This is a genomic window from Kordia sp., assembly GCF_022447245.1.
GTDB lineage: Bacteria > Bacteroidota > Bacteroidia > Flavobacteriales > Flavobacteriaceae > Kordia.
The window spans coordinates 46,369-71,920 of the sequence record NZ_JAKVBC010000009.1 but is presented as its reverse complement, the minus strand read 5'-3'; the positions used below and the strand labels follow the sequence as shown (position 1 = coordinate 71,920).

Below are 25,552 nucleotides of genomic sequence, written 5' to 3'. Positions count from 1 at the left end.
CATATCACTAGTGTTGATGGCGACACATACACTCAAGAATCAAAATCCATCGGTGACGAAAATGATTTTGTGTATAAAAGTACCATCAAAAAAATTAAATGATCCTATAAATGTTTTGTGATCTTAGTGCTCATTGGTTTGGTAAATGAGTAGTAATAATTAATAAGTTGCCCATTTTCATCTACCAAATACTTTTGAAAATTCCATTTTACATTAGAACGTTTTTGACCATTTAGTTTTTTAGACGTCAACCATGTATATAATGGATGTTGATTTTTACCTTTCACATCTAGTTTTTCTGTAAGCGGAAATGTGACGCCAAAATTGATCGCGCAAAACTCTTGAATTTGAGAAGCATCTCCAGGTTCTTGTCTCCCAAATTGATTGCATGGCGAACCAATAATTACCAACTGATCCTTGTAAGTATCACTTAATTCTTGCAACTCTTTATATTGTTTTGTAAACCCACATTTGGATGCCACATTGACAAACAATAATTTCTTTCCTTTAAACTTTGAAAGTGACATTGGATTTCCTTGAAGATCATTCAATTCAATATCATACAAAGACGTTTGTTCCGTTTGAGCAGAAACATTGGAGCTTAGTTTTGCTTTTTCGATTGTTTTCATAGCTTTTCTTTTACTACAAAAATACGGCTTTTATGTGTCTTTTAGAATTCGTATTGAGAAATTGAACGTCTACTTCACTCCTATTTTCTCCGCAATCCAATCATTGACAGCAGGAATCATTCGAAGTTTGTAAATCACAATTCCATTCACAAGCATAAATGTTCCTACTTTTAGAATGATATCAAGAATTATATAGCTTGTCTTTGGAATATTGTGCAGTAAAGTCAACGTTCCAGCAAACGAAAGTAACAACCAAATATGCTTCTGCGTAAAAGGTTGAATTTTATATTTTGAATAAATAAATATCAATTTGACAGTATTGTACAACGTCATAGAAATCAATGTAGCATACGCAGCTCCTCCAATGCCCAATTGGAGATATTTGATAAAGTATATATTCAACGAAATATTTAATACTACCAAAATTGCGATGGCTACCATGTTGAAACGATAGTATTTTGAATAGAGTAAAATGTGCGAATTGAACGAAGTTGTCATATCAATCACAACATTAAAACTAAGAATTAAAATGACAGGAATTGTATCAACCAAGTTTTCGCGTGTTGGCAAAATCGAGAATAAATCATCAACTCCTAAGAAGATACAACACAGTAAAAATCCGCCAATAGCAAAGAGTAATTTAGAAACTTCCTGATACTTTTTTCCTAACGACGCAATATCATCTTTAGCAATATATTCTGTAATAATAGGACTGTAAATAGTATACAAACCAATTGCCGGAATTGCCAAAGTTGCTGCCAAAACTACACCAATACTATAAGTCCCATTTGCAGTCACAGCATTGCCTCCTTCAATTAAGTTTGGCACCATGATCCCATCAATCTTAAACGCTAACAACGAACCTAAAATACTGAAGAAAGCAAACAGACTATACTTTGTGTATTCACTTCTAAACGAACGATTAAATACTTTTTTTGATGAAAAATTAAACTGAATGTTTGCTACTTTTTTGGCATACCATAGGGCAATAATCATAATAACAACAAAACAAAGTACATAAATAATTTTTCCAGTTTCTACCGTAATATAATTTCCTAAATAAAGTAAAAATATCGTTGGAAAGAAAACTTTTATAGAAAAGCGTTCCAATACTGTCGGAATCGCAATTTTTTTATAGTTTGATGCTTGTCGTTTGCAGACATCCATAATTGCAAAAGCAAAACCGACAATGGCAGAATATTGAACATAATCAAAGGCATGAAAATCGGGAAATAAACTGGAGAGAGAACTTGCTAACAATAGAAAGATAACCGAAAATAAAATACTATTAACAATGACAATCAACAATGTTGTTGAAAAAAAGATGTTTCGTTTCTCGGCTGATTCTTTGAATCGAGGAAAATAATTCACCAACGATTGAGAGGTTCCAAACACAAAAAACGCCATCAAAATTTGCGCACCATCAAAGATATAACGAATAATTCCCAGAAACTCTTTATCATTTGGGTAAATAAAAAGCGTAGACACAATTCCAATAGCTGCACCAACATAGTTGATGATACTAAACTTAAGTGTTTGTGACGATACTTCTTTTTGGTGTTTTTCCAATCGTAGAGCTTCTTTGTATCACAAATGTACATAATTGTACAGAACTTCTTTATTTTAGATATTAAAACAGTTCTCGCTTCTATAGAATATTGAGGTTTCCCATTCTCTATGATTGATAGGTCCTAAACCGTGAAAGTTAATTTTTTTAAATCCGTTGTTGGTAAGATGCGCATATCCTTCTGCGTATTCATCTCTATCAGAGTTATCCCAAATCACAATACCATCTTGTTTTAAAGCTTTGATACAGTTTTTTGCACAGGCAACTCTATCTCTACCGTCAATGACAACAATATCAAATTCATTTGTGAATTCTAGTATTTTATCGCTGTAACCTTCTGCTAATGTTATGTGTTGATAATCTACATTATTTAATGCACTTATTTCTTGTAGTTTTAAATCGAAGAAAGATTTATCATGTTCTACAGAAACTACGCTTTTTACTTTTGGCGCAAACCATAGTGTAGAGTTTCCACTTCCATACTCAAAAACTTTGAAAGACGTATTTTCCAGCTTTTGTGTAATAAAATGAATGGATGCATATGTAAACCATGGCAATGGCACTTTATTCTGATCTACAGGAGTTAATAAAAACCTACTTAAAAACCAGCCTTTTGGTGTTAGGTATTTTTTAGAGAAAAAGTACAACTCTAACAACCTTGCTGTGTATTTAAATTTTCGCAGTATTTTCTTTAAAAAATTCATCTATTGGGATAAAAATTTGTTGCTTTAGTTCACAGCACAATATTAATCATTTATTTTCCTTAAGAAGTATTTTAAGGCGGTTGTTTTGTGACTTTTTGTATCGTTTTGAGAATACATTAACGTCTTAACGAAATATTGGTTGTGTATCTATATTGTTGATCATTACTTGTGTAATCAATTGAAATCCAATAGTCACTCGAAGGAAGTGCTCTGCCTCCATACGTTCCGTCCCATGCCGGAAAGTTTGGCGTTAGTGTTTTCAATAATTTCCCATAGCGATCAAATATGTTTACGATATAATTGCATCCTCCAAATTCCTCTAAGTACCAAATATCATTATATCCGTCGTTATTTGGTGTAAAAAATTTACGCACTCGAAAACATTGTTCTGTTTCGTCTTCACAAGATAATTCTACAAAAGTAAATTGATCAGTACAACTTGAACCACTTTCTTCAATGAATATGTTTACATATGTACCTGCACTTAAATTCTCAAGAATTAGTTGTCCTTGCGTATTTGCAGTTATTGATACTGTAAACGCTGTGGAATTCAACTCGTATGAAATTGTATACGCTGTATTAGGATTTGCATCTTGAAATATGATTTGTCCATCCGAAATATTACACACACTCGGATCTACCGTCAAGAACGTCAAAGACAAATCTGAACTTTCTAGCAATAGGTTTCCAATAGTTGCAATACAATTGGTTGCTGTTTCTTCGACTACAATCGATTCGTACAATCCGCTTCCTAAGTTGTATATAGTTATACTTCCCGAAGCATCGGCTGTGACTGAAACTGTTTGTACAGCACCATTAAGCACATAGGAAACTGCATACGTTTCGTTGGCGGTGCCACTTTGAAAAGAAATGGTTCCGTCAGTAATGCCACATCCGCTTGGATCGGTGACGCTTGCTATTAAGGTGAAATTTCCACTATCTAATAACAAATCATCAATAGTTGCTATACAAGTAGTCACAACATCTTCCACAGTAATAGAAGTATAATTACCTGCTGCTAGATTGTCCAATAAGATCACACCCGAAGCGTCTGCTGTTATAGAAACTCCCTGCGTAGCACCGTTGAGCGTATAAGAAACTATGTATATCTCGTTTGGATTGCCTGTTTGAAAAGTAATGATACCATCAGTAATGCCACATCCGCTCGGATCGGTTACACTTGCCGTTAAGTTGAGATTTGGACCATCCAATAGCAAATCGCCAATAGTCGTTGTACAGCTCGTCGCAACTTCTTCCACAACAATAGAAGTGTAATTCCCAGCTACTAAATTGTTCAATGATATCACTCCAGAAGCATCTGCCGTGACTGAAACTGTCTGTGCAGCGCCATTGAGCACATAGGAAACTGTGAAGGCCTCATTGGCAGTACCACTTTGAAAAAAAATTGCGCCATCATTAATTCCACATCCGCTTGGATCCAGTATGCTTGTTGTTAAGGTGAAATTTGCACTATCCAATAGCAAATCGCCAATGGTCATTGTGCAGTTTGTCGCAACTTCTTCAACAACAATAGAAGTGTAATTTCCTGATCCTAGATTATCCAATACTATTACTCCAGAAGCATCTGCTGTTACAGAAACCGTTTCTACTACTCCATTTAGCGTATATGAAACTGTGTAAGCGGCATTGGCTGTTGCACCTTCAAGTTCAATTGCACCATCGTTGACTCCACATCCACTAGGATTCGTGACACTTGATGTTAACATTAGGGAAGTTGCTTCTATTTCTAGTGCTCCTATTCCATCCGTACACGGAAAAAATTGATCAACCACCATAATAAACTCATACAATCCTTCGCTTAAATTGGCTAGCAAAATTTCGCCATTAGCATCTGCATTATAGGTATTTTGGACTAAATTTGATTGGTAAAAATAATCAACTACATAGCTATTATTGGGAACCAATCCTGAAATTAGAATGGCGCCGTCTGAACTCCCACAAGAAGATACGTCGCTTTCAGTAAATGTTAGTGTAAAAGTTGGTTGGTCTATAAATATATCACCAAGAATATCTGTGCAATTTAAATTGACATCTAGTACTTCAAAAGAAGTATATAAACCGCCTGAAAGATTAGATATTAATATTTCTCCATTAGCATCAGAAGTAATATTTAATGTTTCTTGAACAGCATTGAGGTCATATTGTATTTGATACGCTGCATTAGGACTTACACCACTTAATAAGATACTTCCATCTGTTGCTCCGCATATTGTTGGGCTTTGTAAAACGTGATTTACATTGAAACTAACAGCATTTAGAAGCGCACTTCCTATGTCGTCAGAACAACCAGTACCAATATCACTAACAACGATATTCGTGTAATTTCCGCCAGCTAAACCAGCAATTGATAATTCTCCATTATTGTTTGATGTAACAGTTTGAACCATGTTTGTAGCTTCAAATTCATAGCTAATGCTATAGGCTGTATTTGGACTTAAGTTTCCAACGATAATCTCACCATCACTGGTATTACAACCGCTAGGATCTTGTGTTGTAAGTATTGAAAAAGGCAATTCTCCCAATTCTATAATCCAAACCGCTCCTTTATCATTTCCGTTCTCACTATCTCTATACGCTCCTACCGCAAAACGATAAGTACCAGCATCATTCAGTACAGTGACTGAACCTCCAAAAAAGTCTCCTGCAGTTAAAGTTCCACCGAAACAATTTTCTCCAAAAGTATACATACGTTCTTCTGATACTGTACCGTCCGTATTTAATTCAATGAGATAAAAAGCTCCTGTTTGTGTAAGTTGTGCTGGATTTTGTTGCCGTAAAGCTCCAACTACAATTTCAATTTTACCATCATTATCAATATCAGTAACTCCATCAATTGATTCTCCAAAAAGGGCATCGACAGTAATTATTCCCGTAAAACCACCTACCAGATTTGATACTTTTTGATAATACTTTACGGTTCCGTTCGTATTTAAGAATAATACATAAAAGCTTCCTGAATTTGCAATTTGATCGTCATCACGATAAGCTCCAACAACTATATCAGTTACTCCATCTTGATCTAGGTCTCCTATGTTTAAAACTGATCCGCCAAAGTAATCTTCAAATTGTAATGTTGCAGCAAAATTCCCTTGTGTATCACTTATTTTTTGGTAGCTATTTACAGTAAAGTCTGCATTCATAAATAAAATCCAAACCGCTCCTCGCCTAGAACCGCCATCGGCATCTCTTCTAGAACCTACTGCCAAATCTTGTATACCATCTCCATTTAAATCACCTATATTTTCGATATCTGTACCAAAAATTGCATCACCATTTATGAAGCCTGTAAAACCACCTTGGGTATCACTAATTTTTGCATGCGAAAATACGGTGCCATCATTATTGAGACTTAAAATCCAAACCGCTCCGTGCCAAAAGCCGCCATCTCCATCATAATCTGCTCCTACAGCAAGTTCTATACGCCCATCATTATTTAGATCGCCTAAATATGCAACTGCGCCACCAAATCGGTCACTTGGATCCAAATCGCCTGTAAAATTACCGCTCGTACCACTGATCTTTGTATGGGAAATCACCTGATTGTTTGTATCCATAAATAAAATCCAAACCGCTCCTTGATCAGAAGCACCATCATCATCTGTGTAAGCTCCTACTGCTAAATCATTTACTCCATTACCATCAAGATCTCCAATATTGTCTATTGAAATTCCGAAGTTATCATTCACATCAAGATTTCCTGAGAAGTTACCATTTAATTCGTTGATCTTCTGAAAACTAGAAACTGAGTAATTTTGAGTATAACCAAGGGAAATATAGGTAAGAAAAAAAAATACTAAGAATCTCTTTATCATTTAAAAAACTATCTTCTAAAATTATGATATCACTATATTTGCAATATACATAAAATTATGAATCTACTGTATAAGATTATTTATCATCCAGCAATTAATAAAGCTATTCGAAATTTAAGTTTGCTGTTTGTAAATTTTCTCCCTTCAAAATTTAGAATTAGTCCTTCGGGAAAACTCAAAATTGTTATTGACAAACATCATGGTTCTTTTGTTTTAAAAACAAATCAAACAAGTTACATAAGCCGTGAACTTTTTTGGGACGGTTCCTTAGATTTTGAGTATACGCCTATATTTATAGGATTGGTAAAGAAAGTTTCTGTTTTTTTTGATATTGGAGCTAACATCGGATATTATTCTATTTTGGGATCTACCGTAAATTCTAAATTGACAACACATGCTTTTGAACCTGCCATTGGAGCTAGAACTTATTTGTTGGAAAATGTAAAACTTAATGGATTGTCAGATCGCATATTTGTGGCGCCATTTGCACTTATGGACAGACCAGGTGAGATTGATTTTTATGAAATTCGAAATAAAAAATATCCTTCCATTTATAACTTATCGGGCGAACATAATATCGGCACTAAAACATATAAGTTATCCAATAAAATCAGAGTTCGAGCGACAACTTTAGATAACTATTTTTCTGACAAAGACCTACAAACCTTAGATTTGATTAAATTGGATACCGAAGGTGCAGAATGTTTTATTTTGAAAGGTGCAACGAATACAATACAACAACAGCAACCAATTATTATTTGTGAACTTCTATTCAACAAGATCGAAAAAGAGCTAGAAGCTATTATGTCTTCGCATGATTATGCCTTTTATGCACATACAAATGACGGATTAAAATTGGTAGATACTTTGGTTAGAGAAAAAGATGATGGTGTTAGAAATGTATTTTTTGTACCAAAAAGTAAACTAGCTTTTATAGAAGAGTGGATTATAAATTTGAAAAGATGAGTTACAGTGTTATCATTCCTGCACATAACGAAGCCGATTTCATTGAAATGACGCTTTCTTCTGTTGTTCAACAAACCTTGCCTCCTAAAAAAGTGGTTGTTGTGAATGATAATTCTACGGACAAAACGGAAAGCATCATTGATACATTTGTAAAGCAACACGCGTTCATCAGCAAAGTAAACACCAATGCTAGCAATGAACATATTCCTGGCAGCAAAGTGGTAGAGGCTTTTTACAAAGGTTTTGAAACCTTAGATTCTAATTTTGAAATTATTGTAAAGTTAGACGCCGATATTATATTACCTACCAACTATTTTGAAACAATTTGCCATCACTTTGAAAAAAATCCAAAAATTGGAATCGCTGGCGGTTTGGCTTATATTGAAAAAAACGGAGAATGGATTTATGAAGTAATTGCAGATAAAAATCATGTTCGTGGACCATTTAAAGCCTATCGTAAAGCTTGTTTTGAGCAAATTGGTGGTTTGCAAAAATCATTAGGTTGGGATACAGCTGATGTACTTTTAGCTCGTTTTTATGAATGGGAAGTATTTGTAGATCAATCGTTACAAGTAAAACATTTAAAACCCACAGGAAAGACCTATAAACAAAAAGTACATCGAAATCATGGAGCTGTTTTTTATAAACTTGGATATGGCTTTTGGATTTCCTTCATTGCTTCAGTAAAAATTGCGTTTCAAAAGAAAAGTTTCAAAACATTTTTAGACTATATGAAAGGCTTCTTTGCTGCCAAAAAAACTAAGGCTCAAAAAATGGTAAATCCTGAGCAAGAACGTTTTATTCGCAAGTATCGACGTATACAAATCACTCGAAAAGCAAAAAGTATTTTTGGTATTCATTAGTCAGAAAAATAGTAAGTGTTATCCCGTATTTCTAACAATAAATTACGTTTTTTCAGAAATTAAACGTATTTTAGTCAATATTACCTTTCAAGAATTCCCTATTCAGTAAAAAATATATAAATGATCGAAGCAATAATCGTCGAAGATGAACAATCTTCTATGGAATATTTGACATCTATTTTAAACCGAAATCACAAAAAAATAAAAATTCTTGGCTGGGCTACAAATGCTAATGATGCAGTAGCATTAATTAAAAAGAAGAATCCAGAACTTGTATTTTTAGATATACAGTTAAGCAGTGGCAGTGGTTTTGATGTATTGGATCAATTGCAAAGTGAGATGACATTTGAGGTCATTTTTACAACAGGCTTTTTAGACTATAAAGAAAAAGCCATGGATTACTTTGCTTTTTACTACCTAAACAAACCTATACATGAAGTGCAGCTTACAAAAGTATTAGACATGTATGAATTAAAACGTTCCGCTTTTGATAGACGAAAATATGAAGCGTTTAAATTACAACTAGAAAACAAACACCAATCCATTACTATTTATGAAAAAGGCGAATATACTACGATTCGTATTTCAAACATTTTGTATTGTGAAGCAGCAGGAAGTTATACTAATATCCGTTTAAGAAACAACAGGGAATTGTTGTTTTCTAAAAACTTAAAGTCTTTAGAAACAATGGTAGAACATAGCGATTTTTTCCGAGTGCATCGATCGTATTTAGTCAACTTAAGAAATGTGAAAGAGTTTACTCCAGACGGAATTATGATTATGATTGACAACAAAGAAATCGTAACTTCTTCTAGAAATCGTAAAAAAGTGATTGATTTTTTAAAACTCTACAATAGTAAAAAACATTAATTTTTTAAGACACTTTCTATTGGATTGCCAGTTGCAGCGTTTGGAAATGAAATCTCTAATAATGCTGAAATTGTTGGAGCAATATCTGTAATTTTTGTTCGTTGTAATGTTTCTCCTTGCTGTATTCCATTTCCATAGAACAGTAACGGAACATGTGTATCATAGTTAAATCCTGAGCCATGTGTAGAACCCGTGCGCGAATAAGTAATAGTTGCAATATCTAACACATAACATACGTCTCCAGAACGTTTTTGGTTAAAACCACGTTGCAAAGAAGCTGCAATTCCATGCGTAAATTCACTATTCATCAATGCAGTTCGTGTATAAACTTTAGAAATTTTATCATAGCTTAGCAATTCACGTTGTAACGCATTTTCAATAGCAGTAGCAGAAAGTTGTAAACGTTTAATTTCTGCATAGTTTAGAAATATTTGTCCATTAGAAATATTCTCTATCATGTTTTCACTTCCATACATAGTATTTAGGAAACTTTTTAAGTGTTTCTTTAAAGCACCATGATCAAAATATCCTGCTGGAATTTTCATGTCTTGCAAAAATGCTGGCACGTGCACTGCTGCATGATCTGCTGTTAAAAAAATAGTATAGTTTCCTTTTCCTACTTCAGCATCAAGCGTTGCAAACAAACGTTCTAAATCTTGATCTAATCGTAAATAGGTATCTTGAATTTCTTTGGAATTCACGCCAAATTGATGTCCAACATAATCTGTACTTGAATAACTTACTGCTAAGAAATCAGTATTGCTGTCTTTTCCTAAACTTTCACCTTTTATTGCTGCAATTGCAAAATCTGTAGTCAAACTATTTCCATAAGCAGTTGCTTTTAAAACGTCAAATCCACCATTTTCGGTTTGCAAAGCTTTTAAATCATAAGGAAATGTAGGCTTTGCTTTTCCTTTAAATGGTTCTTCATACAAATTTAAATCCGCGTCACTTTCTGTATAGGTATTGATATCGTATAAAGTATTCCAAGTAGCTAGATATTTTTCTGCTTCATCTGCCGCGTTAAATTCTTTTACCCAAGTAGGCAATGCTTCTCTATAATATGTACTTGTAATCCAGTTTCCTTTATCTTTTCCATAAAACCAATATGCACCGTTTGCTGCATGTCCTGCTGGCAAAATAGCACCTCTATCTTTAATGGCAATTCCGATAACTTTCGCTTGGTTTTGTGTATCTAAACGTAACTGATCTGTAACTGTGGTTGTAAGCATTCTATGTGGTGACATTTGCCCTGCCCATTGTCCTTCTACTCCAACTGAAGATTGACTTGCATCTGACGCACAGTATACTCCGCCTTTTATGAATTTATCATACCAATTATTGGCAATAATTCCATGATTTTCTGGTGTTGTTCCAGTATATACAGAAGCATGTCCTGGACCTGTATAAGTTGGGATATAATTGTAATGATTGTTTTTACAGTTGTATCCTTCTCTGATCATTCTCATAAAACCACCATTTCCATATTTATTTTCAAAACGCGTTAAATAATCATAGCGCATTTGATCAACAACAATTCCAACAACTAATTTTGTTTTTTTAGTTGATATAGATGCTGTAGTTGAACTCGTAGTCGTTTTAGGAGTTGTTTTTACCTTCTGTTTTACAGAAATACATTGAATAAAAAATAAAGACAAGACGCTAAGTAGAATACTATTTTTCATGACAGTTTTTATCGTTTATTTTAGGTTTGGTAAAATTATAATCTGTCAAATGTAATTGTTTTACTGTAAATAACATTTTAACTAATCATTAAATCAATAATTATTTTATTAGCTTCTCTGAATAATGTATTTTTAGCCCATGATTTACTTAGAAAATATAGGACGCTATTTTTTGATGTTAAAGAGCGTATTTAGTAAGATGACCAAATGGTCAATGCTAAGAAATCTTATTTTTAAAGAAATTGACGATTTGATCATAGGTTCCATGGGAATTGTATGTTTCATTGCCTTTTTCGTGGGTGGTGTTGTTGCGATACAAACTGCCTTAAACATCACCAATCCTTTAATTCCAAAATATCTTGTTGGATTTGCCACACGACAATCCGTAATTTTAGAGTTTGCTCCGACATTTATCTCTATTATTATGGCAGGGAAAGTAGGTTCGTTCATTACTTCAAGTATTGGAACTATGCGTGTAACTGAGCAAATTGATGCCTTGGAAGTTATGGGAGTAAATTCTTTGAATTACTTAGTATTTCCTAAGATTGTTGCTTTGTCTTTATATCCTTTTGTGATTACCATTGCGATGTTTTTAGGTGTCCTTGGTGGTTGGATGGCTTCTATTTACGGAGGTTTTTCCACAAGTGCAGATTTTATTCAAGGATTGCAAATCGAATTTATTCCATTCCATGTAACTTATGCGTTTATTAAAACCTTTGTATTTTCGTTTGTGTTGGCTACCGTTCCTTCTTTTTACGGATATTACATGAAAGGTGGTGCCTTGGAAGTTGGAAAAGCGAGTACGACCTCATTCGTTTGGACGAGTGTTGTTATTATTTTGATAAATTACCTCATCACACAATTATTACTGACTTAATGATCGAAGTAAAAAACATAAAGAAATCTTTTGATGGTGTCGAAATTTTAAAAGGAATCAGCACCTCATTTGACAAAGGGAAAACCAATTTAATTATTGGTCAAAGTGGTTCTGGAAAAACTGTTTTTTTGAAATCATTATTAGGTTTATTTACACCTGAAGAAGGTTCTATTTTGTTTGATGGAAAGGATTATAAAAGCTTATCTGATAAAGAAAAACGAGAATTGCGTACCGAAATGGGCATGGTTTTTCAAGGAAGTGCTTTGTTTGATTCTATGACGGTTTCTGAAAATGTAATGTTTCCTTTGCGCATGTTTACCAATCAGTCTGTGAGTGAAATGCAAGATCGTGTGGATTTTGTATTGAAGCGTGTAAATTTAATAGATGCACATCATAAATTTCCGGCAGAAACTTCTGGAGGAATGCAAAAACGTGTCGCAATTGCTCGTGCTATTGTGATGAATCCGAAATATTTATTTTGTGATGAACCCAACTCTGGTTTAGATCCGAAAACAGCAATTGTAATTGATAATTTGATTCAGGAAATTACTGACGAATACAATATTACCACAGTGATTAACACACATGATATGAACTCTGTGATGGAGATTGGTGAAAAGATTGTGTTCTTAAAAAACGGTTACAAAGCTTGGGAAGGCACCAACAAAGAAATCTTTAAAACAGATAACGAATCTGTGACTAACTTTGTATATTCTTCTGATTTATTCAAAAAAGTACGAGAAGTATATTTGAAAGAATTGAAAGAATAATTGCTACTTATAACTAGCAGCAATTATATATTTTGAGTTTTATTCGCGTATGAAAGTAAATTTTTTATTCATAAGATAATGTTCTGTAAGATCCATATTTAACACCAAACTATCCTTGGTTAATTTTACCACTTTTATCACATTGCCTCGCTTATTTAACACAATCGTTTTATTATTTTCATAATACTTCCATTCATCTACATGCCTAAACGGTGGTTGAAAAACCAAAAGTGAATCTTTGTAAAAGTTTATTTTTTCTAAATAATTTAAAGAAATCGGATAAGGTAATCTAAGTGTATCTGCTTCTGAATTTTCTTTTGCAATAAGTTTCCACGTTCCAAGCAACGTTGTTGGTTTTTTATGTACAATTTTCTGCTCTTCTAAAACAAATTGCCTTTTCCTATATGTATAATCCGTTGCATACACTTTATTTCCTACCAATGAATCTATCAACAAAGTACCGTTATCATACAATTCGAAATCATAGCCAAAAACTAAAATTGTATGATTGTCAATATGTTCTATTTTCCAATGATTTTTAATTAATCTCCCTATACCATCTGAAAATGAATGCAGTATGGAATCATTTCTAAAATCAAAATATTCTTTTCCTTCATCATAAAAAACTTTATATTGTTTCTTCGAAGGATTCCAATGTACTCTTTTAGAGTTTTCAGGTAGCTTTTTTAAGATACTACGATGTATTTGATTATAATAAGATGTCATGATTAGACTATCTTTTGCTATTTCTATCTCAACTAAACTTCCTAGATCATTTTCTAAAATAATTTTATTATCCTTCTGTTTAAAATTGATTATTGTATCTATTGGTTCTCCAGTTTCTTTTCCATCAAATTTTACAATTCGAACTTCATTTCCATTAAATTTTAAAAAAAACTTATAATTATCAATACGGCTATTGATAAAACTACCATTCTGCGAAAACTGAGCGTAGCTCTTTATCCAAAGACCATCTAACTGAGATTTGGAATTCGTAGTAAAATCACAAGAAGTATATGCTAAAATGATAAGAACAAATGGTATGAGTGAAGTTTTAAGCATAGTGGTAACGTTTTTCGGTTTCTTGTAGTATCTGTACTGAGTTTTTGTAAAGTGTTACAGATGACTATTTTGAATTATCTCGTAATGAATCTATCCACTCTAGTTATTTCTTCTTTTTTGAGTTCCCAAAAAGTTGCTTGAATTTTCTTTTCCTCAAATGAATCTGTGTAATATTGTACATCAAAATCCATATCAAAAATCTTTTCCCAACTAAGGGTGATTTTCGTTTGCAATGACGTCGGTAATTTTTCAAGAGAACCACTAAGAAAACCATGAACATTTTGATTTTCTTTTTCTTTCTCAAAACGAATGTCTTCTTCTTCTGAATTGGCTATATAGTCATGATAACATAGTGGCCAATGCCATAATACAAAATCAGATAGCAGTATTTCTTTTGCTTCTTTTTCAAACTCAATTCGATAACCAATTTTTCCTGTTGGCAAATGTCCTGAAGTACGTAAATCTGGCCTTTTCCTTGTTACATCTATGGATTGATACCAAGCCCAAACAGGATATTGATTTGGTTGTTTAGGTTTTCCTATACGCTTTTCCATTTGTGTACGTAACCAATCATAGCCTAATAGAAATTCTGGAGATACAAATTCTTTTTTCCCTGAATAGACTCCTTTTTCTTGAAGTTCATTCCAACCGCGCTCATCTTGTATGGTCCATAGTTTGACTTTCATTTGATATCGTAAGCATAAATAGAAAAAAAGCGAACTAAAGTAAGTCCGCTTTCTATGTATATTTTGTTTGTATTAGTTACTGTCGAATACGCTCTACAATCAAGGTATCAAGTGCTAGTTTTTCACGTAGCCAAGCTTTCAGTTCTCCTTCTCGTACAGTTTGAATACTATCACTCAATGCAGAGTCCCATTTTACGGCTGCTACTGGAATGGTATCTACCGTATTAAAATCTTCAGAACTTAACATTTTAGCATATCCAAATTGTCGTAGATCACGGTATTTGATTTTTGCATCTTTAGATAGTGTACTAAAGGCAACAATATTATCTTTTAGCAATGAAGTATTAGAATTTAATTTAGATTTTAAATCTCGATTTTCTAACTCTAATTTTTCATTTTTCTCTCGCAAACCTTTAATTACGAGTTCTTTTTCATCTAAATCCTTATAAGCTCTATCCAAGGCATCCGAGATTTTATCTACACTTCGGTTTTCGTTGCCATAAATCTCTAATTCGAAATCTTTAATACTCTCATAATTTTTAATATCACTACGGTATTGTGCTTCCAATTCTGAAGAGACTTCTCCATTGAAATGCAACGATATTTTTTTATTATCAAAGTCTAAATCTTCTTTTCGTTCTTGCAACCAAACCTGATCGTTAGCTACTATCTTATCTATAAATAATTTGTAATCTCTTTTAATATTGGTTTCTTGTAATACATTCCAAAAAGTCCATACGGCAGGAATCATCACTACCAAGGCTACGACTGATGCCAATCGTGCAATACGTTTTCTTTTCGCAGAATTCGCATATTTTAACATTGGAAAACGCAATACTTTTAACACTAAAAAAGTTGCCAATGCAATAAAAATGGTATTAATGATAAATAGGTATATTGCTCCACTTGCATACCCCAAACCTTGCGTTCCTCCTTTTGCAAGCCCAAAACCAACGGTACACAATGGAGGCATTAATGCTGTTGCAATTGCCACACCAAAGATCACAGAAGCGATGGTTCCTTTTTTCGTTCTAGCAATGATCAATGCCAAACCACCAAAAAAGGCTATCAGTACGTCTCGAATATCAGGCTTGGTTCTCGCTAACAATTCTGAATTATCTTCCTGCAAAGGAAAAAATTCAAAGAACAAAAAGGCTGTTAAAATACTGATCACAACCATCACTCCAAAGTTTACTAAGGATTTACGAAGTGTATCAATATCATTAATGGCGATCGACATTCCCATACCCAAAATTGGCCCCATTAATGGAGATATTAACATGGCTCCAATGACTACTGCGGTTGAATTGGCATTTAAACCAACTGATGCAATAAAGATGGAACAGATTAAAATCCACGTGGTAGCTCCTCTAAATGGGATATCCTTTTTTACATCTTCAATGGTTTGATCTTTATCAACGTCATCACGAATATCTAAAAGATTTTGTATAAAACGCTTAAAACCTTCCCACAATCCTTTTGGGTCATCTACAACTGGTGTTCCAGCGCTTGGTGTTGCCGGTTCATCTTCTGTAAAATTGAATTTATTTTCGCCTTCTGTACTCATGCCTATTATCCATAATTTTCACCAAAGGTATCTTTGACTTTTTGTAAAACTCTCTTAATATCTTGCTCTTTTGCTTTTGGATAAATGAGCAAAACATCTTCTTTATCAACGACAATATAATCATTTAATCCATCAATTACCACTACTTTTTTGTTCGTGGTTCGGATCATGTTTCCACTAGCTTCTTGCAATATAGGTTTTGCATTGACTATCGCATTACGGTTTTCCTCTTTATCCAATTTGTCATACAAACTTCCCCAAGTTCCCAAATCATTCCAATCAAACGTAGCTGGCAATACATATACATGTGTGGCGTATTCCATGATTGCATAATCAATTGAGATATTTTCTGCCTTCGCATAGTTATCTCGAATAAAATCATCTTAAGAGTCAGTATTATAAACTGAAACTCCTTCTTCAAATAGTTTGTAAAGTGTTGGTTGAAATTGTTGGAAAGATGTTACAATCGTTTTTACACTCCAAATAAAAATTCCTGCATTCCACAAATAATTTCCACTTGCTAAAAATTGTTTTGCAGTATCATAATCGGGCTTTTCCGTAAATTTATGTACTTTTTTAATTGTACTTTCACTTTTTTCAAAATTGATATATCCATATCCAGTATTGGCAAACGTAGGCTGAATTCCTAAAGTCATCAGTACATTTTGTTGTTCACACTTGTCAAATGAAGCTTGTAAATTATTGATAAAAGCAGTTTCATCTTCAATCCAATGATCGCTTGGTGCAACTACCATGACTGCATCTGGATTCTCTTTCTGAATTTTGAGTGAAGCATATAAAATACATGGTGCAGTATTTCGCATTGCAGGTTCTAAAACCACTTGCTTTTGTGTCGCCTCTGGCAATTGCTCTAAAACGAGATCGTTGTATTTTTCATTCGTAAGAATGTAGATGTTTTCTTTTGGAATTAACTTCGATAGTCTATGAAATGTTTTTTGAATAAGTGTTTCTCCTGTTCCTAACATGTCGTGAAACTGCTTTGGAAAACTTGAAGTACTTACTGGCCAAAAACGCGATCCAACACCGCCAGCCATGAGAATTGCATAATAATTCTTGTTCATTGTCGTCAATATTCGTGGTAGGTTTTTGATTATGTAAGCAATATAATACAGATTGCTGAAAAAAATAACAAAACTGTAAATTATTAACGGCTTTATAACATAGGTGTATCATAAAAGCACTTAGTTTTTTTTAAAAAAAAGTATCTTAACTATTTCTCTTTTAAAATACACATCATGAAATATGCTTTTCTCAGTATTGTAACGTTTATGTTCTTATTTTCTAGTTCATCAAATGCACAAACTCTAAGAGATTCCTTAGCTGTAAAGCAAGCGGCATTGGATTATATTGAATCACAACACAATGCAAAACCTTAACAATTTAAACGATCTGCACATCCAAGAATGTTAAAAAGAACATTCTGGACTCACAAAAAAACAGGAGAAGAATATTTAAGAGAAGTTCTTAGAGATGCTATGATTTTGTTAGCTGCAACTTACAATAGAAACGGAGATCAATTCCCAAAAAAACCAAAAAAAGAAATTGTGATTCTAGACATTCACGATAAAAAAGCTTCCGTAAAACTTATGGCTGATGAATGGATTGATTATATGCATATTGTACAACTTAATGGAAAGTGGCAAATTGTAAATGTATTATGGCAATTTAATGATTCAAAAGATCATAAATAAAATTTAACTCCGCAACAACTCTACCTCAGCATTTGGATTGAATAGATACATACGCCCCGTAGCTATTTCCACACATTCGTAACGTTTGACACGCTTGTTTCCGCGTTGAAATATTTTTCCATTATGCAATCGGAACGTACTTCCTAGCGGAATTTCAAAAACATAATGTTTGTCATTTTCTGGATCATATTGTTTTAAAGCTAATGCAAACTTTGCATCTGTATCACTACTAGCTTTTGGGTTTTTAAAATGATTAGCGACAACTGGTAAAATCTTTGTTGGAAATACTTGCGGATTGATAAATGGTAGCATCAATTGTTGAAAGGTTCGCTTCCACTCTATTCCATGAGGTTTTATGGCATGTCCATATTTTTCGTAAGCAACTAAATGTGCTATTTCATGAATCAAGGTCACAAAAAAGCGGTATTTGTTTTCACCTGCATTTACGGTAATCATGTGCCTTCCATCAGGCATTCTACGGTAATCTCCATGTCGTGTGACACGCTGATTTACAATTTTTAAATGTACCTGATGCGTCTTTATGAGTTCAAAAGTAGGATCAACAGCGCGTTCAGGAATGTATTTGGCTAAGATTTCTTTCACGGTATCACAAAAGTACATATTTGTTTTGAAAAGAAATAGCAATAAATCATTCATAAACTGACGATTTCGGGAATTAGAACCGTCAGTTTGTGATTGTAGTTTCTTAGATTTTATTTTCTAAGTTTTCTCCATCTTCTTAAAAAGATCAATCCAACAACAACTAGTATTACAATTGGCCATATTGATAAAATTCCTAACAATAGCTCTTGAATAAAATTCCAACCTGTCAATAAACTTTCTTTAAGTTTAGTGCCAAATCCTTTTTTATAAGCAACTGGCTGTTCTTTGTACTCGATAGTTTCATAAATCTCAACTTGTATTGTACTGAATGCAACTCTATTGCTCATGTATTTTAATTTTCCTTGTACCACTTCAATTTCTTCTTGAATAACGCGCAATTGGTTTTCTGTTGCCAGAATGTCTTTGACTGTTTTTGCATTTTTACGTAATACAGCTTCCAGACGCTCTTTTACTTCTAGCTTTGTTTGTAAACGTGTTTGTGCATCTAAGTATTTTTCGGTAACATCAGTTGTTGAAATGTTTACATAATCGGTTTGTTCAGCAAATTTTTGAATACCATCCAAAACTGTATCAAAATTTTCTTTTGGAATTTTTATCGTGAATCTATTTTTCTTTTCGTTGTAATTGTTATCATACCGCAATTCAGAAATATAACCTCCATGTAAATTCATCATTTGCTTAATATTTACAAGTGCTTGTTCAATATTTTTTACTTTATAACGCGTACTTGCGGTTTTGATAATTTTTAAATTGCTTGGAATGTTTGAAGATAAAGTTTGATCTGTTTTAGGTTGTGTATATGCAAAGCCTTTATCTTTTCCTTTAAAATCTGCATCATATTTATATGTAGTTGGAGCATTATCTTCTACTCCATCATAATCATTTTTTAAATCTACATTTTCTAACGTAAGTTGTTCTTTAAAAGCATCAGAACTATTTCCATTACAGGATATATAAATTAATACTAGAAAAATATATAGTGTAGATTTTACTGCTTGTTTTAATGTATTTGCATTCATAATTTTATATTTTTAAGGATTACGAATACAAACCTATCGGAGTTTCTACAAGAAGCTTTGTAAATAACTTGTAATGGCTTTGTAAATTATTTTACAAAATACAAATAACTGATTATCTGATTTTTACATTTTAATTGAACACAGATAAAACATATCACTTTTTACGTTTAAAACAACAAATTGCTGCTACTTTTCTTGCTTCGCACTCGGCTTCAAGCGATATTCGTGAGTGGAAAGGAAGTACCATTGCAGATTTTCAAGAAGATTTACGTAGTAAAACAAAAGGAAGCATTAGTGAAAAATGGTTTTACACCTATATTAAGAATGATGCTGAAAAGTTGCCACGTATTGACATGCTTAACTTATTAAGTGTATATGTTGGTTATGAGAATTGGAATGATTTTGTACAACAAGGTGGAGAAGTTGAAGCGGGAACTGAAATTGAAAAAAGCACTAAGCGTTTTCCAAAATTAATTTGGTTATTCTTATTACTTCCATTACTTGCGTTTGGCGTATATAGCTTATACCCATCTGAAAATACTTTTACATTTTGTTTTACGGATGCCGATCAACGAGCAGCAATTACAAAAATTTCATTAGATATTGAAGTGATTCGAGAGAATGAATCTTCTTTGTATTTTAAAACTGATAGTTTGGGTTGTTTTACGTATGCAACTTCTGAAAAGCAATTAAAGTTTGTTGTCAAATCGCCTTATCATAAAACAGATACCATTCTGCGACATATCAATTCGAGTTCGCATAAAAATGTACAATTACAAACAGACGATTATGCGTTAATGCTTTTATATTATGCAAATGGCAATAAAGATGATTGGCAAAGGCGTCGCGCACAATTGAATGGATTGATTGCTGAGAAAGCACAAATTTACCGTGTTTTTAAAAATAATTTGGGGATTGAAATGTATACTAAAAAGGAATTTATCAATTTATTAACCATTCCAACAAGTAGTTTAAAAAAGATGCAGATTTTGGATAAAGTCTATGCAAACAATAAGATTGTGAAACTTAAATTTATGATTCAATGATGAAAAAGCTATTGTACATATTCGGTTTCTTATTGTGTATTTCATGCAACCAATTTTCTTCTAAATCTGAGAATGCACCGTCTCCCACAGAAGATTCTAATTCGTATCGATATACAATTGATAAAGATCGTTTTGATGGAAATGGGTTATCTGATTTGGACGATAAGCTTAACAGCGAAAGTTTCAAGTTCAGCACTTCCAATTTTGATGTAAAGGACTTAAATGCTGAAATTTCAACTAAATTACAAGACAATTATGAAGCTCAACTTTTAGCGACAAAACATCCTGAATTTGCAGAAACGATTAAAGAACAATTGGCGGATTCTAATAAGTTTAATACGGCGCTTTCGGATTCTATCAAAACGATTGCAATCGAAGACTTAAAATTTTCTGGTGAAATGCAATCACAAAATGATAGCATTATTACCCAAAAGATATATTACACTTCTTTAATAAATTCAAAATACAAGCAAAAAGATAGTGTTCTCGTAGTGATAAAGCGTGCTACAATTTTGATTGATGGCGCAATTAAAGTAAATACTTCTTTTAGCTTTGAAGGTTTAGATCATTAGATTTTTAAACTTGTTAGAAATGTCATTGTGAAAGTTTCGAAAACTTGTGGTAATCTGCTTCTTAATTGTAAAGACTACTTCGTTTTTCCCTCCTCGTAATGACAATTCATAGTAAATCTCGATACAACGAATCTAAGATTCACCAATCAATCTGACGATTTGTGCTTTTAATGTCAATTCATTATTTCTTGATGAAAAAACCTTCTTCCAACCATTTTGCTTTCCATTGTTGCCAATGACTTTCGAGTTCTTTCTTATCAATATTGAATTGATCTATTAGAAACTGCTTTGCGCTACTTATAGATTTTGTTGTTTTGAATTTCATCAAGAATTGATATTGAATAGGATATATTTCAAAAAGTCCCAATCTGTAATTATGACGTAATAATGCAGAATAGCTTTCTTCTGCAAATGGCAATTCTGGATTGCGATCATTTACTGCGGCTTTGTAATAAGAGCTGATGGGAAAGTCATGTTTTAACAAGTGAAATACTGGAACTAATTCCAATTCCTCTTCGTTCGTTTTTGATGTTGCTTTTTGGTAATTTTCATCTGCTTTTTCATCGAAACTCGTATTGACTAAAAATTCAAAGTCTGCCAATTCTATCATAAAATCTGGCCATGATTCTTTAACCTCAGCATCTTTGTCTGGACGTGTTTCTACTAGAAATTTCCCAAAAGATTGTCCCAAATCACCTAAAGTGTAGCTTTTGGAAGGATATTCTAGCAAATACAAATCGGTAAATTGTAAAAATAACGGTCTTCCTAAAGCATGTTTTAAAGCTGGAAATTGCGCTTCCATACAATCGCGCAATCGTGCAATATAACTACGTTGATAAATTTGTAAATGTTGTTTGGCGGAAAGTTTGGAAGTAGATTTCACATACGTTTCACAATCACCTCCAAATTGTGGATGCATTAATTGATGTTGCATCCAGTGTTGAATTTCTGAAAATGTTTTTGCTGCTACTTCACTTGCTGTATCTCTTTTAATCTCCATTACTCTACAAAATCTTTCGCTACATTCGACACTAAAAAATCTATCGGATTGGAAACCATTTGCTCATCTTTCTGAATAGCTTCAGACCTTACAAATTGTTTTTTGAAACCATCCATATAGTTTTTCGCTTTGAGCAATTCTTCATGACAAACATCAAATTCTGGAATATTTCCGTCCCATTCCAATAAAGTTGATGTTCCACCAGTGCGTTCCCAAGCCAAACTGAATAATTCCCAGACAGGATCTACCACAGGACTATCATGTGTATCAATGATATGATCGCCATTATGCTGATGTCCTGCTAAATGCATTTGTACAATACTTTCGAATGGCAAACCTTCTATATATTCAATAGGATCAAATTCATTGTTAAACGAAGACACATACACATTATTTACATCGAGTAATAAGCCACAATTCGTTTCTTCAACCATGTATTTTAAAAACTGCCATTCAGGAATAGTAGATTGCTGAAAGGTTAAATAGGTACTTGGGTTTTCTAGAATTAACGGGCGTTCTAGATAGTCTTGTACTTGTTTTATTTTAGTAGTTATGAGTTGCAGACTTTCTTCATTTAAAACTACAGGTAATAAATCGTGCGAGTTAAGACTCAATACACCTGTCCAACACAAATGATCACTGATCCACTTCGGATTGATTTCATCAGCTAGTTTTTTTAAGCCTTTTAGATATTCAAAATTCAATGGATCTGTACTACCAATTGACATAGAAACGCCGTGCATAACAATTGGATACTTTTCTGCAATTTGATCCAACACATAACGTGGTCGTCCACCAGAATCCATAAAGTTCTCGGAAATAATTTCAAACCAATCTACCGCTGGCCGATGTTCTAGTATATGATTGAAATGTTCTCCACGCAGCCCTAATCCTAAGCCTAAATCGGGAAGTTCTTGTACTTTTTGTTTCATTATTTTGTTGGCTACTTTTGCTTTTTTAATACGTCATTGCGAAGAAGTAAGACGAAGCAATCTGTTTATATCAAAAAAATGTAATGTTTTTGAAACTCACAGATTACCACGAATTTTGCATTTCACATTCGCTCAATGCGCAAAATTCTCGCAATGACGTATTATATTATACTACTATTTACTTTTTAGCAGCTTTCTTCTTTGAGGATTTCTTTTTCTTTTTATCATCATCACAACCGCAATTTTCAAGCGTATTGTTGATTTCTTTACTGCTTTCTAGACAAAATTCATTGGCGCTTTTCTCTGGGTTGTTTAATCCAAAAGAACAATATTTATCTCCACTACTTCCACAAGATTCTCCTCTTCCGTTTGCACGCAACCATTTGATTGGCGGTCCATATTGAAAAGGTGCATCTTTTACCGTTCTACGCGATTTATCCATGCGCTCTTCAAAAAGCTTGCGAGCCAACTGCCACACACTTCTTCCTTTATTTGGTCCTTGGGTAATAAAACGTTCTGCAGGAATTGGTGTTCCACAACTTCCTTGCCATGCACAGTCATTGGCTCCAGGGCGGCATTGCTCTTCGGTATCTCCATACAATCCACAACCACCTTGACCACGGCAATTGTTTAAAGTATGACAACTATGAACTTGGGTTGCACAATATCCAGAACCAGCACAACCATTGGTTCCAAAGCGATCATGCCCTTTACAAGCGTTTAATCCCATACATGCATGCAATTCTAAAGGCACTGCAATGTCTTTTTGTTTTGATGGTGTACTTGAGCCTCCACAACCGTTAGAAGATCCTCCGCTACTTCCACAACCATTTGAACCACTACTTCCACTGCTTCCACATCCATTTGATGCGCCACTACTGCTTCCGCAATTATTAGGTCCGCTCGAACTTGATTTGCTACAACTATTTGCTCCGCAACTGTTTAATGCGCTATATTTAAAATCTTTCATTTTTTTACACTTTTTAAATTACATAATCCCTTTATTGTTTTCAACTAAATAAGCTTCTAAAGGCACATCTGGCAGGTCTTTAATTCTATCTAATAAGCCTTGAGAGACTATAGAACTTGATGCTATAGCAATTCCTGCTAAGTCGATTATTTGAGATTTTGGACTTGATGAAGGATCAAAATTGTAATCCTCTAGAGTTGCCGCAACATTTTGCGTTTGACCATGACTATCTGTATAATTTAATTTTGCCATTGTCCCACACAAATTGTCTAATAACCAAATCATAGATTTGTGAATTCCAAACATAAAGATTTCATATTGTTTATGACCAGCAGTTTTATAACATGCTTCTGCCATCACAAAGATGTATGTATAAATTGCATTCGTTAGATTGGAAACATCTTGAATTGCTTTTGGATAATCAGAAGTGCTTGGATTGGTTGGAAGGTCTCTTACAAAGTATTTCGTAAAGTCAAAATCTTTCGTGTTTAGAAAAGTATTTAATTCGTGATTTTTACGTTCAATCGTACAGTACACTTCTAAGAATTTATCAAAATGCGATAATTCATGGTCAGCCTCATGATCATCATAATCTAACGGATTTGTCATTCCGCTTCCTAAAGGGAATAATGGACACACAACTTCTCCAGTAGGTGTTAAATGATCGCCTACTATTTTATCTTTTTTTCCGTCAATATTTATTTCGAAACTTGCACCTTCTCCTTGTTCAACAATTTCGTCCATCGCATACACTGCAGATTTTTTATCCTTTACATGAATCAATCCACCACTGTGTTCATCATTTGGAAACTGTGCTTTATGATCTTTATCGTAATATACTGTATCGATATTATTTTGCGCATAATATCCTTTCCCAGGCACCAATTGTGGAGCATCACCATTAAAATCAGAGTCTTTTAACTCGTCATTTATACACTTTATAATCATATCATAATATGCTCCAATTGTTGTGTATTCAATGGCATTCCCTTTTTCTTTTCCGCCTGTAAATGGTAATGGACTTTCAATTAATAGGAAAGCATGTAATTGTTCTTTGTTTAATTTCCCTCGATTAATTGGAAATCCAGGGATGTGTCCTGGCAAATATGCTGGCCAAACTTTTGGTGTTTTTCCGACCAATTCTGGAGTACCACCATACGGAGGCTTTAATGCATTTTTAATATTTGAAGATAATGACATGTGTAACATTTCTTCTACGGCAACACTCATAATCAATGCGCCTGCTTTGTTGGCAAAAACCATGATATCCAAAGCTAACTGTTGTGCTGCTTCTTGCAATTGCGCATCCGTTTTTCTGTTTTTCTTTCCTTTTTGAGTTGCCTTCATGTCTGCTAGAATTTGGGTTTCTATACCAGACTGACAAGGAACTCTGTTTATGGAATAATAGGTGTATAAGTAGACGGGAATCGTAGCAATCTCAATTTCAATAGCTTGTTGCATTGCTTGTTTGAGATTTGACTTAGTTACCGTTTTAGGTAACTGAAAGAGTAATCCATTCATAATGTGGTTAGTTTTGTTATATGGTATCCATAAATTTAACGGATGTTTTTTCAAAAAAGCCAAGTAGAATTACGTAA

At 33.5% G+C, this 25,552-nt stretch carries 22 protein-coding genes and 2 pseudogenes; 9 read left to right on the top strand and 15 right to left on the bottom strand.

Annotated elements, in window-relative coordinates; genetic code table 11:
* Window positions 1-104: 104 nt before the first annotated feature.
* From MK119_RS08100 to MK119_RS08085, 4 genes are all read right to left on the bottom strand, one after another.
* Complete coding sequence (locus MK119_RS08100; RefSeq protein ID WP_290672798.1) at window positions 105-629, bottom strand: glutathione peroxidase; 525 nt, start codon at window positions 627-629, stop codon at window positions 105-107.
* A gap of 69 nt (window positions 630-698) precedes the next feature.
* Window positions 699-2,198, bottom strand: a complete 1,500-nt coding sequence (locus tag MK119_RS08095; RefSeq protein WP_290672795.1) for a polysaccharide biosynthesis C-terminal domain-containing protein — start codon at window positions 2,196-2,198, stop codon at window positions 699-701.
* A 54-nt stretch (window positions 2,199-2,252) separates the two neighbouring features.
* Window positions 2,253-2,900, bottom strand: coding sequence for a hypothetical protein (locus MK119_RS08090; RefSeq protein WP_290672792.1), 648 nt, complete (start codon window positions 2,898-2,900; stop codon window positions 2,253-2,255).
* A 116-nt stretch (window positions 2,901-3,016) separates the two neighbouring features.
* Window positions 3,017-6,733, bottom strand: coding sequence for a T9SS type B sorting domain-containing protein (locus tag MK119_RS08085; RefSeq protein WP_290672789.1), 3,717 nt, complete (start codon window positions 6,731-6,733; stop codon window positions 3,017-3,019).
* Between the two features lie 57 nt (window positions 6,734-6,790).
* Between MK119_RS08085 and MK119_RS08080 the strand changes: the two genes are divergently transcribed.
* The 3 genes from MK119_RS08080 to MK119_RS08070 all read left to right on the top strand — a co-directional run bounded on the left by MK119_RS08080 (window position 6,791) and on the right by MK119_RS08070 (window position 9,432).
* A complete protein-coding gene (locus MK119_RS08080) occupies window positions 6,791-7,699 on the top strand; it encodes an FkbM family methyltransferase (protein ID WP_290672786.1) in 909 nt (302 codons plus the stop codon).
* Window positions 7,696-8,562: a glycosyltransferase family A protein gene (locus tag MK119_RS08075; protein WP_290672783.1), complete on the top strand. Its 867-nt coding sequence runs from the start codon at window positions 7,696-7,698 to the stop codon at window positions 8,560-8,562. The genes MK119_RS08080 and MK119_RS08075 overlap by 4 nt, the downstream gene beginning before the upstream one ends.
* 120 nt (window positions 8,563-8,682) lie before the next feature.
* The gene (locus tag MK119_RS08070; RefSeq protein WP_290672780.1) at window positions 8,683-9,432 is read left to right on the top strand and encodes a LytTR family DNA-binding domain-containing protein; all 750 of its coding nucleotides are present in this window, start codon (window positions 8,683-8,685) and stop codon (window positions 9,430-9,432) included.
* Here the strand turns inward: MK119_RS08070 and pafA are convergent.
* Window positions 9,429-11,117 (bottom strand): alkaline phosphatase PafA, encoded by a 1,689-nt coding sequence (gene pafA, locus MK119_RS08065; RefSeq protein ID WP_290672777.1) that lies wholly within the window; start codon window positions 11,115-11,117, stop codon window positions 9,429-9,431. The genes MK119_RS08070 and pafA overlap by 4 nt on opposite strands.
* Window positions 11,118-11,256: 139 nt before the next feature.
* On the opposite strand from pafA, the gene MK119_RS08060 reads away from it, so the two are divergent.
* Window positions 11,257-11,994: an ABC transporter permease gene (locus MK119_RS08060; protein WP_290672774.1), complete on the top strand. Its 738-nt coding sequence runs from the start codon at window positions 11,257-11,259 to the stop codon at window positions 11,992-11,994.
* Window positions 11,994-12,764 (top strand): ATP-binding cassette domain-containing protein, encoded by a 771-nt coding sequence (locus MK119_RS08055; protein WP_290672771.1) that lies wholly within the window; start codon window positions 11,994-11,996, stop codon window positions 12,762-12,764. The genes MK119_RS08060 and MK119_RS08055 overlap by 1 nt, the downstream gene beginning before the upstream one ends.
* Window positions 12,765-12,803: 39 nt before the next feature.
* Here the strand turns inward: MK119_RS08055 and MK119_RS08050 are convergent, their stop codons facing one another.
* From MK119_RS08050 to MK119_RS08035, 4 genes and pseudogenes are all read right to left on the bottom strand, one after another.
* Window positions 12,804-13,826, bottom strand: coding sequence for a hypothetical protein (locus MK119_RS08050; RefSeq protein WP_290672768.1), 1,023 nt, complete (start codon window positions 13,824-13,826; stop codon window positions 12,804-12,806).
* Between the two features lie 74 nt (window positions 13,827-13,900).
* Complete coding sequence (locus tag MK119_RS08045; RefSeq protein ID WP_290672765.1) at window positions 13,901-14,512, bottom strand: DUF3841 domain-containing protein; 612 nt, start codon at window positions 14,510-14,512, stop codon at window positions 13,901-13,903.
* Window positions 14,513-14,588: 76 nt separating this feature from the next.
* Window positions 14,589-16,079, bottom strand: a complete 1,491-nt coding sequence (locus MK119_RS08040) for a DUF389 domain-containing protein (RefSeq protein WP_290672762.1) — start codon at window positions 16,077-16,079, stop codon at window positions 14,589-14,591.
* Between the two features lie 5 nt (window positions 16,080-16,084).
* Window positions 16,085-17,161 (bottom strand): annotated as a pseudogene (locus MK119_RS08035) (mannose-1-phosphate guanylyltransferase).
* A 174-nt stretch (window positions 17,162-17,335) separates the two neighbouring features.
* Between MK119_RS08035 and MK119_RS08030 the strand changes: the two are divergent.
* Both MK119_RS08030 and MK119_RS08025 read left to right on the top strand, forming a co-directional pair.
* The gene (locus MK119_RS08030) at window positions 17,336-17,476 is read left to right on the top strand and encodes a hypothetical protein (RefSeq protein ID WP_290672759.1); all 141 of its coding nucleotides are present in this window, start codon (window positions 17,336-17,338) and stop codon (window positions 17,474-17,476) included.
* Between the two features lie 15 nt (window positions 17,477-17,491).
* A pseudogene (locus MK119_RS08025) lies at window positions 17,492-17,791 on the top strand (nuclear transport factor 2 family protein); the annotation flags it as partial.
* Between the two features lie 3 nt (window positions 17,792-17,794).
* On the opposite strand, the gene MK119_RS08020 reads toward MK119_RS08025, so the two are convergent.
* Both MK119_RS08020 and MK119_RS08015 read right to left on the bottom strand, forming a co-directional pair.
* Entirely contained in the window at window positions 17,795-18,394 is a 600-nt protein-coding gene (locus MK119_RS08020) for a SprT-like domain-containing protein (protein WP_290676957.1), read from the bottom strand.
* A gap of 110 nt (window positions 18,395-18,504) precedes the next feature.
* Complete coding sequence (locus tag MK119_RS08015; protein WP_290672756.1) at window positions 18,505-19,434, bottom strand: DUF4349 domain-containing protein; 930 nt, start codon at window positions 19,432-19,434, stop codon at window positions 18,505-18,507.
* Window positions 19,435-19,568: 134 nt separating this feature from the next.
* Here MK119_RS08015 and MK119_RS08010 point away from each other — a divergent pair, with 134 nt between their 5' ends.
* On the top strand, window positions 19,569-20,480 hold the full coding sequence (locus MK119_RS08010) for a hypothetical protein (protein WP_290672754.1): 912 nt from the start codon (window positions 19,569-19,571) through the stop codon (window positions 20,478-20,480).
* Window positions 20,477-21,052 (top strand): hypothetical protein, encoded by a 576-nt coding sequence (locus MK119_RS08005; RefSeq protein WP_290672752.1) that lies wholly within the window; start codon window positions 20,477-20,479, stop codon window positions 21,050-21,052. The genes MK119_RS08010 and MK119_RS08005 overlap by 4 nt, the downstream gene beginning before the upstream one ends.
* A 181-nt stretch (window positions 21,053-21,233) precedes the next feature.
* Here MK119_RS08005 and MK119_RS08000 read toward each other — a convergent pair whose 3' ends face one another.
* The 4 genes from MK119_RS08000 to MK119_RS07985 form a co-directional block, all read right to left on the bottom strand.
* Complete coding sequence (locus tag MK119_RS08000) at window positions 21,234-22,052, bottom strand: DNA-binding domain-containing protein (protein WP_290672749.1); 819 nt, start codon at window positions 22,050-22,052, stop codon at window positions 21,234-21,236.
* Window positions 22,052-22,984: a DUF692 domain-containing protein gene (locus tag MK119_RS07995; RefSeq protein WP_290672746.1), complete on the bottom strand. Its 933-nt coding sequence runs from the start codon at window positions 22,982-22,984 to the stop codon at window positions 22,052-22,054. Before MK119_RS07995 ends, MK119_RS08000 begins: the two co-directional genes overlap by 1 nt.
* 178 nt (window positions 22,985-23,162) lie before the next feature.
* The gene (locus MK119_RS07990; protein ID WP_290672743.1) at window positions 23,163-23,954 is read right to left on the bottom strand and encodes a hypothetical protein; all 792 of its coding nucleotides are present in this window, start codon (window positions 23,952-23,954) and stop codon (window positions 23,163-23,165) included.
* Window positions 23,955-23,972: 18 nt separating this feature from the next.
* Window positions 23,973-25,475, bottom strand: coding sequence for a ferritin-like domain-containing protein (locus tag MK119_RS07985; RefSeq protein ID WP_290672740.1), 1,503 nt, complete (start codon window positions 25,473-25,475; stop codon window positions 23,973-23,975).
* Between the last annotated feature and the right edge of the window lie 77 nt (window positions 25,476-25,552).

What these genes read in the sequence shown, in the direction of transcription:
- MK119_RS08100 (WP_290672798.1), bottom strand. Translation starts at nt 629, where the DNA reads ATGAAAACAATCGAAAAAGCAAAACTAAGCTCCAATGTTTCTGCTCAA.
- MK119_RS08090 (WP_290672792.1), bottom strand. Translation starts at nt 2,900, where the DNA reads ATGAATTTTTTAAAGAAAATACTGCGAAAATTTAAATACACAGCAAGG.
- MK119_RS08085 (WP_290672789.1), bottom strand. Translation starts at nt 6,733, where the DNA reads ATGATAAAGAGATTCTTAGTATTTTTTTTTCTTACCTATATTTCCCTT.
- MK119_RS08080 (WP_290672786.1), top strand. Translation starts at nt 6,791, where the DNA reads ATGAATCTACTGTATAAGATTATTTATCATCCAGCAATTAATAAAGCT.
- MK119_RS08075 (WP_290672783.1), top strand. Translation starts at nt 7,696, where the DNA reads ATGAGTTACAGTGTTATCATTCCTGCACATAACGAAGCCGATTTCATT.
- MK119_RS08070 (WP_290672780.1), top strand. Translation starts at nt 8,683, where the DNA reads ATGATCGAAGCAATAATCGTCGAAGATGAACAATCTTCTATGGAATAT.
- pafA (WP_290672777.1), bottom strand. Translation starts at nt 11,117, where the DNA reads ATGAAAAATAGTATTCTACTTAGCGTCTTGTCTTTATTTTTTATTCAA.
- MK119_RS08060 (WP_290672774.1), top strand. Translation starts at nt 11,257, where the DNA reads ATGATTTACTTAGAAAATATAGGACGCTATTTTTTGATGTTAAAGAGC.
- MK119_RS08055 (WP_290672771.1), top strand. Translation starts at nt 11,994, where the DNA reads ATGATCGAAGTAAAAAACATAAAGAAATCTTTTGATGGTGTCGAAATT.
- MK119_RS08050 (WP_290672768.1), bottom strand. Translation starts at nt 13,826, where the DNA reads ATGCTTAAAACTTCACTCATACCATTTGTTCTTATCATTTTAGCATAT.
- MK119_RS08045 (WP_290672765.1), bottom strand. Translation starts at nt 14,512, where the DNA reads ATGAAAGTCAAACTATGGACCATACAAGATGAGCGCGGTTGGAATGAA.
- MK119_RS08040 (WP_290672762.1), bottom strand. Translation starts at nt 16,079, where the DNA reads ATGAGTACAGAAGGCGAAAATAAATTCAATTTTACAGAAGATGAACCG.
- MK119_RS08030 (WP_290672759.1), top strand. Translation starts at nt 17,336, where the DNA reads ATGAAATATGCTTTTCTCAGTATTGTAACGTTTATGTTCTTATTTTCT.
- MK119_RS08015 (WP_290672756.1), bottom strand. Translation starts at nt 19,434, where the DNA reads ATGAATGCAAATACATTAAAACAAGCAGTAAAATCTACACTATATATT.
- MK119_RS08005 (WP_290672752.1), top strand. Translation starts at nt 20,477, where the DNA reads ATGATGAAAAAGCTATTGTACATATTCGGTTTCTTATTGTGTATTTCA.
- MK119_RS08000 (WP_290672749.1), bottom strand. Translation starts at nt 22,052, where the DNA reads ATGGAGATTAAAAGAGATACAGCAAGTGAAGTAGCAGCAAAAACATTT.
- MK119_RS07995 (WP_290672746.1), bottom strand. Translation starts at nt 22,984, where the DNA reads ATGAAACAAAAAGTACAAGAACTTCCCGATTTAGGCTTAGGATTAGGG.
- MK119_RS07990 (WP_290672743.1), bottom strand. Translation starts at nt 23,954, where the DNA reads ATGAAAGATTTTAAATATAGCGCATTAAACAGTTGCGGAGCAAATAGT.
- MK119_RS07985 (WP_290672740.1), bottom strand. Translation starts at nt 25,475, where the DNA reads ATGAATGGATTACTCTTTCAGTTACCTAAAACGGTAACTAAGTCAAAT.